At 31.3% G+C, this 10,742-nt stretch carries 8 protein-coding genes; all 8 read left to right on the plus strand.

Features of this window, described 5'->3' with window-relative positions:
* Positions 1 to 845 precede the first annotated feature (845 nt).
* The 8 genes from CLW00_RS04425 to CLW00_RS04460 all read left to right on the plus strand — a co-directional run bounded on the left by CLW00_RS04425 (position 846) and on the right by CLW00_RS04460 (position 10,561).
* On the plus strand, positions 846 to 1,070 hold the full coding sequence (locus tag CLW00_RS04425; protein WP_106132441.1) for a DUF6140 family protein: 225 nt from the start codon (positions 846 to 848) through the stop codon (positions 1,068 to 1,070).
* A 27-nt stretch (positions 1,071 to 1,097) separates the two neighbouring features.
* A complete protein-coding gene (locus CLW00_RS04430; RefSeq protein ID WP_106132442.1) occupies positions 1,098 to 3,113 on the plus strand; it encodes a hypothetical protein in 2,016 nt (671 codons plus the stop codon).
* A 683-nt stretch (positions 3,114 to 3,796) separates the two neighbouring features.
* Positions 3,797 to 6,082 (plus strand): dynamin family protein, encoded by a 2,286-nt coding sequence (locus CLW00_RS04435; protein ID WP_106132443.1) that lies wholly within the window; start codon positions 3,797 to 3,799, stop codon positions 6,080 to 6,082.
* A 10-nt stretch (positions 6,083 to 6,092) separates the two neighbouring features.
* Positions 6,093 to 7,694 carry a dynamin family protein gene (locus CLW00_RS04440; protein WP_106132444.1) on the plus strand — a complete coding sequence of 534 codons (1,602 nt, stop codon included), beginning with the start codon at positions 6,093 to 6,095 and terminating at the stop codon, positions 7,692 to 7,694.
* On the plus strand, positions 7,666 to 9,477 hold the full coding sequence (locus tag CLW00_RS04445) for a dynamin family protein (RefSeq protein WP_106132445.1): 1,812 nt from the start codon (positions 7,666 to 7,668) through the stop codon (positions 9,475 to 9,477). The genes CLW00_RS04440 and CLW00_RS04445 overlap by 29 nt, the downstream gene beginning before the upstream one ends.
* A gap of 6 nt (positions 9,478 to 9,483) precedes the next feature.
* Entirely contained in the window at positions 9,484 to 9,903 is a 420-nt protein-coding gene (locus tag CLW00_RS04450) for a hypothetical protein (RefSeq protein WP_106132446.1), read from the plus strand.
* On the plus strand, positions 9,903 to 10,337 hold the full coding sequence (locus CLW00_RS04455; RefSeq protein ID WP_106132447.1) for a hypothetical protein: 435 nt from the start codon (positions 9,903 to 9,905) through the stop codon (positions 10,335 to 10,337). Before CLW00_RS04450 ends, CLW00_RS04455 begins: the two co-directional genes overlap by 1 nt.
* A 2-nt stretch (positions 10,338 to 10,339) precedes the next feature.
* A complete protein-coding gene (locus tag CLW00_RS04460) occupies positions 10,340 to 10,561 on the plus strand; it encodes a hypothetical protein (protein ID WP_106132448.1) in 222 nt (73 codons plus the stop codon).
* Positions 10,562 to 10,742: the final 181 nt, after the last annotated feature.

Raw genomic sequence — 10,742 nt, forward strand, 5'->3', positions numbered from 1 at the left:
TGCCAAAAAAGCAGCGAATTTCCTGCGATTCCCAGCGAATGTACATTTTTTTAAATTGGATAAGAATAAGCCTTAAATTTGTAAATACCTGAGAGTAAGCACCAGGTATTTTTCATAATAAAGCCGTGTCTGTATCTTGGTGAGATCAGTCGCGGCTTTTTTATTGCTCGGGTTCACGTTGGGGTTCACGCATAACTTGTCCCGAGAATCGGGACACGCAAAGAGGCAAAGAATAATTCTTCCGCAGAAGGCGTAGAATTTCGCAGAATGATATGGTAAGATGATGTCTTGGACATCAAGAATAAAGTAGGCTTCGCCTTGTCATTCCGCCTGCCTGCCCTTAGCAGGAGAGTAACGAGACTTCTATTTTTAGGTTTCACGCAAAGTATTTTTCTCGCGAGGACGCAAGGAAGCAAAGAAACAATTCACTCCCTCAGATAGCGCAGAATTCCGCAGAGAGACTAAGCACAAATTTTGGAATCAGGTGTAATTAATGATTAACCTTTACCTTGTCATTTCGAGAGAAGCGAGAAATCTATTTTTGGATTTCACGCAAAGTGATTAGCTTCCAAAAGGAGCAAATTTTACCTAAATTTTCTTCGTGCCTCTGTGGTTTATATTTTTCACCACAAAGCCAAGGAGTTCACAGAGGTTTTTCTTCAAAAAAAGATGCTTTGAAACCCTAATATTTTTGAACTCCATCGGAAAAAACACCAAATATTTCACCGACCCATTTTCAAATAACCTCAAAAACGCAGCGAATTTCCTGCGATTCCCAGCGAATGTACATTTTTTCTATATCGCATAAGATCATTTTCTAAATTACCTATCAACCCCGATTACCCATGGCACTATTCAAAGTCACTGTAAAAGTCCCCCTATTCCGTAATGGCATACGCCTGGAAAAAGGAATGTCCGTCGATGTCATCATGAGCAGTCCTGCTTACTACCCACTTCATCACGAGGGAGGAAAGTCTATAGTCGATGCCTTTCTCCGCATCTACGGCATTGACCTCCGAAAAGCCAATGCAGTGAATTCGTCGGTGCTGGAGGTGGTGAAGGTGGGGTAAAATTAAAGTGTGTTAACCTGTATAAAGATGAAAGACATAATTATTAAAGAACTTAGAAAATATCCACAGGTATTTGATTATCCAAATGAGCAAGATAATAAAGTTTATATCTCAAAAAATATTCCGAGTAAGAAAGAACATGCAGCTATAAAAGTTCATGAACTACCAATAAAATCAGAAATATTATGGCTTTGTGATCGAACTTTTTGGGGGTCAGCCGAGGATAATACTATTATTACAGATGTTGGGATTTTTTATCATGAATCAACATTTGGAGATTCGTTTTATTGGAGTATTACTTGGGAAAAGTTAAAAAGAGTAGAGTTTATTGAAGGAAGAGATAGTTTTTACTTTATATATTCTGAGGAAGACGAAGATCAAAATGCTTTGCTATCTAGAGATAGTTTTCTTTTAAATTTATCTCTAGAATTTGTCCCTCATGTTTTGAGCGCATTGAACAGCATTGCTAGTCAAATTGTTGATAAAGCAGAAATATTACTTGACCAGTTGTTTGACTCAACTGATATTGATGAACAAATTAATATTTCACACGAAATAATAAATAATTATCCGGATTCAGATTCAGTTTATATGGCACATCTAACGTTATGTTATAATTATCGTATTAAAGAAGACTGGAATAATTTGCTTTTGCATACAGATTACTGTCTTGATGATCTCATAGATAACGAATTAGTTGATTTAAACATTGATGATGATTTTTTTAAGCAATATATTACCTTAAACATATATAGAGGAAGTGCTTTGGATAGATTGAATTTTAAAAATAGATCTCTTCAACATTTCCTATTGGTCAATGAACTAACTTATAATCAAGAAGAGCAAGAAAAGTCTTGGAATAAAATTCTAGAACTAAAAAAAGCACTGAAATCTGATTTTGACACCTTAAATTCTTCAGACAAAAAATTCTTAGTTGTTGATGAAGTAAGGATGGATTTAGACAAAGAAAAATTAATTAAAGTTATTTCTAAAGATGAAATACCTGAGATAAAATTCCCTGTTCTTCATCCTCAAACTGAAGTTTTGTATGCAAGTCATCCTTACAAGGAAAACTTATATTTTCCATTTTCTAGTTTAGAAGAAATGCTTTTTCGAGAAAGAATTGATGAGTTTTTGCATTTGGTCAGATGTTTAGGTGCCGTTGAGATCCAAATCGAATTTAAAAAAGGAAAATTAACTACAACATCAGAAGAAATTCAAAAAGCAATAGGAGGTCACGTTGGTAGGGAATTTAAAGGAGTTGGAATTAGTGCTGATTTACAAGCCGAAGAAAAAAGAATCAATAAAAACCTCAACTCGGATGATAGTGGATTAAAAATTTTGCAAACATTTCCAAGTCCCAATACTTCTCCTTATTTGCCAGATGATTTGACGTGGTATCATAATGAACCTTCTTGGCAGAATTTAAAGAAATTTAGGGTACAAGGAGGTTTGTTGCATCATCGTGAAACATTGACAAGTAAAGAAATTACAAAGTTTTACTCTAAAAATGAAAGTAAGCTTTCCATTGAGGTAAAAGCATTGATTACTAATGCTAAATTAGATATAAATACAGAAAACTATATTCACTCAACTTTCAAAGAAGAAATTGTTTGGGATATATCTATAAGATTTGAAAACTACCATGAAAAGGAAGCAATAAAGGCCAGTGGATTGAGAGAACCATTAAAAGAGTCAAAAAATGAGCTTAGTGAACCCGAACTTGAATACCTTGAAGAATATAAATTTATTCTTTCAGAAAACTTAGAAATTAATGGTATTAGTAGAAAAATGTTGAATAGGCTTGCGGAAAAGCTTAAGATTAATAATGAAAGAAGGGAATTTCTTGAAAAAAGCTATTCTGATGGCTTAACAGATGAGGAAAAAGAATATTTAGCAGAAGTTGAATTTTGCTTATCAGAAGTAGATGATATCGGTCCTATTGAGAGAAGATTTTTAGAAAAGGAGAGGCTTAGACTTAACTTAACTAAAGACAGGACGGATAAAATTGAAATTATAGTCAAGACAAATATTAACAAGTAGCGATAATCCAATTTTTAAATTACCAATTGGTTGAAGAGGGGCTAATACCATGAAAACATTCAAAAAGATTCGATTATAAATGTTTGAAGAGATTGATAAAACTTAATATACATCCCTCCAGCCCCTACGTCCGCTTTGACTGACCAAGTCTTTTTCAAAGTCAAAGCAGATATTGAAATCTAGCTACACCTATTTAGGGAAAATACTGCACACCTTAAAATGAATCTTGATTGCAAGATTCCTAATTTTCGGAACATTGATCATGATGTTTGGATATTTAATATTTCAAGGATTCTCAGGCGGTCAGGCGATGTCGTAAAATTCTATTGAAAAGTGCCGGACTGTATCTGTCAAAACACAGTTAAACCAAAGGAATAAAAATGGTGCTTTTGTCTGAGTTTTTAATGGTTTCTTTAAAAGAAACAAAAGTTTAGCTAAATCTAAAAATTCAAATAACCTCAAAAACGCAGCGAATTTCCTGCAATTCCCAGCGAATGTACATTTTTTCTATATCGCATGAGATCATTTTCTATCTTACCCTTCAACCCCGATCACCCATGGCATTATTCAAAGCAACTGTCAAAGTTCCGCTCTTCCGTAATGGTATTCGCCTGGAAAAAGGTATTTCAGCGGATGTAATTTAGGTGGCCTGATTAATTCAAAATATTTTAAATCCCCTCTTGATGAAAACACCATTAGAATTAAAGCAAATATTGATAAACAGTTCAGAAAGAATAGAAAGTGCCACCGAATCTTTAGATGTTAGCCTAAGCCAAACAAAAGTAAAGGACTCCTCTGGAAACGTTGGGAAAAATATTTTTAACTTGATTGAATCAATCCAAGAAAACTTACAAAATCTATCCAAAAGTCTTGAAAGTCCTTTTAAAATTGCTGTTGTAGGAAGTCAAGGTACAGGTAAATCTTCTTTGGTAAATTTATTGATTGGAGAAGCATTGATGCCAAGTACTATTTCTGAAAATGAAAGTGCGGTAATTAAATTAGCTTACCCGTATGAAGAAAATTTAAATAATAAGGCAGTATTTGAATTAATCAATGGCGAACAAGTCGTCATGGAAATTGATCAAGCTAAAATAATAATTGATAAGAACCGAAGAAGTAGTAAGGATGATGAATTCATTCGAAATACAAAATACGTTACTTTTTATTATAAGCTAAATAGGCTTGAAAAAATTGAGATTATAAATACTCCTGGTATGAATGTTTTGACAGAGGATTTTTATCCAAAAGTCAAGCACCTTTTTGTTGAATCAGATGTGATTTTATGGGTTAATGGCGGAGAAAAAATCCTCGATAGTTTCAATAGTTGGTTGATAAAAATGATCCATGCCGACAACAATAAAATAGTTGGATTTATAACTTTTCCTGACAAGCTATATAGGATGGACCCAAAAGATGGAGTCACTGATGTTGTCACTCAATTTATGGAAAACTTAGAGGAAGATAAATTGATAAGATTTAATGATGAAGTTGCACTTTTTATTTTTAACGGGCTTTACGCTCAAATTGGTCAAGGACAGAAAAGTAATATAAAATGTATACAGGATTTAGATCGCTTGGATGATGATGAATCAAATTTAAGAATGCTACACAATTATTGGAATCATGGTTTTGCATACAGTGATGATTCAGACAAAGTAAAAATATTGAAAGATTTGAAATTGTATGGGATACAGGATTGTAATGATTTAGGAGCTGAATTTGTTTTAAATGAATTTGTAGATAATCTTTTAAAAAAAGGAATTTGTGAAAAAGAAAATGAAGATAACGGTGCTTTATATACAGAATTAGGGTTGAAGCTTTTGGATGAAGCTTCTCAATTTGAGGCTTTTAATAAGTTTACTGGAGATTATTTAATTCCAGAGTCTAAAAAGGGTAAGTCTATTCATGTTATTGACAGGTTGCAAAGGATGTTATCAACCACAGAAAGTAAAGACAATCTCTATGCTACACTATTATCTATTGAAAGTGAGTTTAAAGGAAAAATAAATGAATTAGATTCTGAGGAAAAGCAAAAAAATCAAGATTTCGAAAACTTAATTGAGTATTTAAAAATTGAAATTTATAATTGGCATGAAGATAACATTGGAAATGAGAAAAATTTATATGTAGAAGAATTAGTTAATGCTTTTTCTGATGATATTGAAAAGGAAATAGATATAAAGGATTTACTCTATGAGTTAGTAGTTTCTTCAACCATGAGGTTTTTTGGAAGTAAAAAAGAATCGGCAATCTCAAAAAAGATAAGTAAAATTATTGAAAAAAACGTTGAGGATATTTTTCCGAAAGCATTAGAAAAATACGCCGTTCTGATTGGAAATAATATTGAGTTGATATTATTAAGGAAAGGTAAAGAACTATATCTTGACAAAGACAAAGATTTTAATAAAGAAGGAAACGCCTCTTCAAATTTCAAAAGCTTCGAGTATAACAATAATTCAAAAAAATTATCTAGTACTATAACAAAAATATTAGGTCCTTTGATTAAGAATCTTTTGATTAAAGTAGCAAAGAAAGATTTAAGAAAAGGAGCCAATAATTTTTTAAAAACTAGGCTTATTAAGCCATTGGTAATACTTATAAGAAAACTCTTAACTAAAGCTGGGATAAAATTGGTCAAAGGTAAAGCGGCAAGTTCCGCAGGAAAATCCATACTTGGACCAGTTGGTTGGGCATTAATCATTTATGACATTGTCGATACAGTTTTAGAAGTTAAAAATATGTTTAAGAACTTAAAAGAAAGTATAAAAGATTCTCTAAATAACGAAAAAGAATTTGGTAATACTTTTATAACAGAGGGTAGAAATGTTGTCGACATGATGGTGGATGAGGTAAATAATTCCCTCCAAAATGAAATTTTTCAATCTTCTCAGGAAGCTAACAAAATAAGAAATGGATTAAATAGCTGTGAAATTTTAAAAGAAGAGTTTAATAAATTGAGAGAATTATAATTTATTAATAATGGTAAAAGACTATATGATTAACCTTTTAAACGATGTAATTAAAGATCATACGTTAAAAAAAGATGACCTTATTGATAGTTTAAATAGGGAAAATCCTCATACATATCTTTGTGGAAAGAGTTCATCTGGAAAAACCTCTTTTTTGAATGCGTTACTTAATTTTGAAAAAAATGAGCTTTTTACAAGCTCTGATATATCCACGAAAGTTGCATTTACTTTTCACTATGGAGATATTGAAGGGTATTATGATCAGGGTGAGCTGATAAGTTTGCCAGACTCTATTGAAGAAAGGAAAAAATTATTTTTTAACATAAATGAGAAACAAAGTAATTGCACTTTAAAGCTTTCAAAGGAAATCCTTAGGACAACAAGTATAGTTGATATTCCGGGAATTTTTGACTTTAATAACAATAACTCGTTTTTAAATCTGATGTTAAATGATGCAGACGTGATTTTATTTTTCAATCCTTGTCTCAGTAACCTGACTGGGCAAGAATTAGAGACACTAAAATCGATCTCAGAACTTGGAATACCTCTCATAGTTCTTTTTACAATGGGTGATATCACTGAACCTGGGGAGGGCATAACCCGAAAATCACTTGCAACATATATTGAAGATAAAGTTAAATTACAATTTAACGGGTTAAACATAAGCTTTTACCAAATTATTTCAGCAGATGACTTTTATAAGGGAAAAGATCCAAATGGAATCAATAATTTGAATCTACATTTAATCCAAAAAATTGATAAGTATTATCTGGTATCTCATAAAAAAAAACTTAAAAGGTGCATTTTAAATTTAATTCATTCTTTGAATGATATGAAAGCAAAGATTGAAAAAGATGAAATGGGCTTAAATGATATTAGTGAAAGAGAAAATCAAATTTGGAAGACCACAAAAGAAAAAGAAGTAGAAAAACAAAATATAGATGATAAGAAGAAGTTAAAAAAAGAATTTGAATATTTTGAAGATCATGTAAAGGAGCAGCTTTTTTCAACCGTCTATGGATTACGAATTAATGAGGACCACCATTCTAAGGAAAATAAATTTGTGGATAGTTGGACCTCATTTTGGGCAGATATTAATGTTTATTTTGAAGATAGAATTCAAATTCCGGAAATAAGTATTCCAGAGATAAAAGAAGGAGTGTTTGAAAACATCGATATAAATCTTGAAAAGATTACTGATTTTCTGAACAAAAAGCAGGAAGCAAAAACACAAACGACAAAAGAGAAAACCAGTAATAAGAAAACAGGTACTAAAACCAATACAGATTCTAATAGTTGGCTGAAACTAGATATCAAAATTGAAGATCTGACAAAATTGGCATGGGAGATTGGTCTTAATCCTAAAAACGTCAATATTATTTATTTGAAGATTATGTTTTATCAGGAGTGCAAGAAACAAATTTTACATGGCGAAAAGTCTATTAGAGAAGCTGTTCAAAAAAGATATGAAGAGAGCAAAAATTTGGTACAAAACCAATATTTAAAAAAAATGGATGAAAGTAAAAATGAAAACCCTTTTACTTCTGAAATTGAAAAAATCAATCTTTCAATAATTAAGCTAAATGATGCACACTTTAAGTTGTCTGAATAGTTTTAATGCATTGGTTGATCGGAAAAACCTTTTTTACCAAAAACTATTGAGTAAAGGGGTTTTGGAATTTAATGTAACAGATTTGTCAAATAGACTTAAAGAGTTAAATGAAATTGAAAATGATTTGATGACATCAAAGTTAAAAATTTGTGTTGTTGGTAAAACGTCTACTGGTAAATCAGAATTTCACAACCTTATTTTGAACCATGGAAACAAAAAGGGATATGATCTTTTTAAAACTTCTGTTAAAGTAGAAACTTCAATTATTCAAACCCTTCAACATACTAACTCATATCCTCCATACGCAAATTTTAGAATAAAAAATAATATTGAATTCGAAAAAATAGTCATTCCAAAAAATGTGAATTTAATAGATTCGAAACTTGATTTAGATTCTGAAGAAAGCTGTTACTTTTTACGGGAAAATATTATAGCAAAGAAAAATAAATCTGATGAATCATTTATTATTGACGAAGCTGTTAATAGCATAGAAATTTTTCATTCATTGAAATACTTTAAAGATTATATTATAGTAGACACTCCTGGATTAGGCTCTCATATTTCTAAGACAGATGAATTAGTAAAAAATATTCCGAAGAAATCTTCATGCATTTTTTGGTTAATTGATGCTTCTGAAAATATTCTCGGGGACAGTTTAGTTCTTTTGCAAGAGAACAAAGATACTATTGAAGATAAACTAGAAAATGTGATATTTTTTGGAAATAAGATTGATCTTAATTCAAGTTTTAAAAAGGACAAGGACAATAGTGAGATTCAAGAAAATCTGTTTGAAACTTTTAATTCAGGCATTAAAAAAATTTTTGGCCGAGGGATAGATCAAAAAAACTTTATTTTAACTGCTTTTAAAAATACTGATGGGAACCCTTTTTTAGCAACAACAGAAAAAGAATTAAGAAAATTAGATTTGAGGTTTTTAAATTCTAAAAAGAGAATAATTATAAATGATATATCTAAATATCTAGGTGATCTTGATGAACTTCTAAATTTTTCACAAGAAATTTTTGATGATGTATTTTCTAATTTGGAAGAGGATATTGAAAAGATGGAAAAAGAAACTCTGCGAAATGAGAAAAAAAAAACATCTCTAATAGATGGCATAGATGATTTAAGTTTACGGATAGAGAAAGATCTTGGGAAATTAATAAAATTAAAAATTCTAGAGTCCATCAATAACAGGACTAAGTATAATAAACATTTAGATGAAATCAATATAAATCTTAAAACTATTGAAAGTAAAATATCGGATTTTATTAACGCTAAATTAAAGGATGAATATTACCAAGATATTCTTGAATTGAGGGTTGAATTAAAAAAAGGGTTTACATTATCAGAATTGAATTTGGATATAGACCAAGAAAACTTTATGAAAAAACGCTTGTATGATGGAGAATTAAAACGCATTAAAGTAAAACTTGCTGAAAAAATAGATATAAAACATTCTGAGATAGTGAAGTTGATGAAATCAATTATAGATTTGAAAGCCAAAATCAAAGATAAAATGAAAGCATTGTCAACATATGAATTGTTTGAAATAGGTGAGTTGAAAATAAAATATGAAAATACCTCATCTTATATAAAAGAGGTAACGAATCTTAAAAATTATAAAAAGGAAATTTGGTGTAATTTTAAAACGGAAATTCATAAAAATGTTATAAACTGGGATCCTTTGTATAATGGAGATGAAATAGAAAAGCTAGATAATTTTTTAGGGCTTTACTCATTAATTTCAGAGTTAGAATTGGTAGAAGAAAAAATAGATTAAACTATAATGGAAGAGAAAATAGAAAATTATAGGAATGAAATTTCTGAAATTCTTACTAGAGTAAGTGATAATTTGGCTGATAAGACACTCGGTGAGATAAACCCTATTTTGGATAAAAAATTTACAGATATAAAAAATAAAAATGAACATTTTAATGAAAAAATTATCCAAAATTTAGAAAAAATTTTGGATAGAATTATTACTGACAATGATTTATCAAAATCTAAACTTGAAGAATATTCAGAAAAACTTAATAAGATCAATATCTTATCTGAAGAGGTTAAAAGCATAATCAAAAATAACAATTCAACACATCTAAAACTTGAAAAGTTAGAATTTCAATTGAAAAAAAGTAGAGCCATTCAATTGGTGACTCTATCAGTTTCTTTACTTATTTTGTTTTTATTTCTATTCCAGTTTGTTTAATGACCCCCAACCCCCTCCGCCCCTACCTCCGCTTCGATATTGACAAAGTCTTTAACCAAGTCAAAGCTGCTATGCATCGGGAAGCCGAGAAGCGTGGCAACGGAAAGGCTTTGTATCAAGACTGCTATACTGGTGAAATTCTAAACGGTGGTGAACGCTATGACTACGAACATATTTATGGTTCGGAGTGGGTGCATACTACCTACAAACACCTACTGACGGACGAACAGATTGCCCTTGTGGTGAACTGTCCTGAAAATGTGGCTGTCACTTCGCGCAGTATCAATCAGTCCAAGGGTAAAACAAATCCTGAAGTCTGGTTTGCCAATCTGCAGAATATAGAAAACCACCAAATAGACTTAAAACTTGCCTTGGACAATATCAGAAAAGCCAAGGCGGGAATTGAGAAAAAAGTCCGGGAACTCAGCCGCTAAGCATGAATGTCCTCCGTATCCTAGGTATTGTTCTGGCTATTGCCCTGTTTTTTTATTTGGGCTATGTGCTTTGGGACATCAGTAGAAAAAAATACGGATTCAATATTTACGGTTTGGGAACGGTGATCAGAGGATTGATCAGTTATGTGACCTTGTACTTTGGGATCTTTATAGAAACACCTGATGACAGGTTGGTGCTTTTGTTGATCACAGGGGTTTTGTAGCTATGGACTTTTTTGTTGACTTAGCATTACCACAAGTTCAACCCCTTCAGGGTTGTTGCCTTTTACCATCATTCACCTTCACCCCAGGTTTCACCTAGGGCTATTGAAAGGTTCGATCCTTTCAGGATCTTTAGGGTAACCCGACATAATTCAACAAAGGAATCAAATCAGGTATTTCGAA

The organism is Mongoliibacter ruber (assembly GCF_003003005.1).
GTDB lineage: Bacteria > Bacteroidota > Bacteroidia > Cytophagales > Cyclobacteriaceae > Mongoliibacter > Mongoliibacter ruber.

Coding starts and splice junctions, on each gene's coding strand:
- CLW00_RS04425 (WP_106132441.1), top strand. CDS start 846: ATGGCACTATTCAAAGTCACTGTAAAAGTCCCCCTATTCCGTAATGGC.
- CLW00_RS04430 (WP_106132442.1), top strand. CDS start 1,098: ATGAAAGACATAATTATTAAAGAACTTAGAAAATATCCACAGGTATTT.
- CLW00_RS04435 (WP_106132443.1), top strand. CDS start 3,797: ATGAAAACACCATTAGAATTAAAGCAAATATTGATAAACAGTTCAGAA.
- CLW00_RS04440 (WP_106132444.1), top strand. CDS start 6,093: ATGGTAAAAGACTATATGATTAACCTTTTAAACGATGTAATTAAAGAT.
- CLW00_RS04445 (WP_106132445.1), top strand. CDS start 7,666: ATGATGCACACTTTAAGTTGTCTGAATAGTTTTAATGCATTGGTTGAT.
- CLW00_RS04450 (WP_106132446.1), top strand. CDS start 9,484: ATGGAAGAGAAAATAGAAAATTATAGGAATGAAATTTCTGAAATTCTT.
- CLW00_RS04455 (WP_106132447.1), top strand. CDS start 9,903: ATGACCCCCAACCCCCTCCGCCCCTACCTCCGCTTCGATATTGACAAA.
- CLW00_RS04460 (WP_106132448.1), top strand. CDS start 10,340: ATGAATGTCCTCCGTATCCTAGGTATTGTTCTGGCTATTGCCCTGTTT.